The organism is Bartonella rattimassiliensis 15908 (assembly GCF_000278215.1).
Taxonomy (GTDB): domain Bacteria; phylum Pseudomonadota; class Alphaproteobacteria; order Rhizobiales; family Rhizobiaceae; genus Bartonella; species Bartonella rattimassiliensis.
Genome location: NZ_JH725068.1, coordinates 232442 through 232920, shown reverse-complemented (window position 1 = coordinate 232920; position 479 = coordinate 232442). Strand labels below are relative to the sequence as shown.

The 479-nt window shown below is 25.3% G+C and carries 1 protein-coding gene; it reads right to left on the bottom strand.

Features of this window, described 5'->3' with window-relative positions; translation table 11 throughout:
* The coding region (locus tag MCY_RS09760; RefSeq protein WP_007347744.1) for a hypothetical protein at positions 1–180 on the bottom strand (180 nt) is incomplete at its 3' end.
* Between the last annotated feature and the right edge of the window lie 299 nt (positions 181–479).

The window sequence follows — 479 nt, the reverse complement described above, 5'->3', positions numbered from 1 at the left end:
TTTATATTTATGTGCTTTTAAAGCTATATTATTAGCTTTAGAAACGATTGCGTTGTTTTTTGAATCTATACATTTATAATATTTAGAAACGCTCTGATAATGCGTTTTTTTATCTTTATAACCTATCAATTTTTTACTAAATGAATTTAAAATTTTTTGTAAATTTTGTTTATAACACATTTGCAACTTAACAGCTTTTTATAGGGACCGTCTTTATAACCAATGCTTTCATTTGCATTTTTGCTTTATTCAAAGCTACTGTTTTTACGCATTCTTTATAACTGTTATATGCTTTATAGCCATGGTGTTATTTTTCATTTTCAAAGAAAGATGATACATATGATAATTGTAATTTATAGACTGTTATGAAAACACTTATGAAAATATCTAAAGAAAGATTTATCATTATAAAGATTAGCAAAATCCCTTTTAATAGACCGTGTCAGTTGTATCAGTTTTGTCAGTTCCTTTTAGACCCT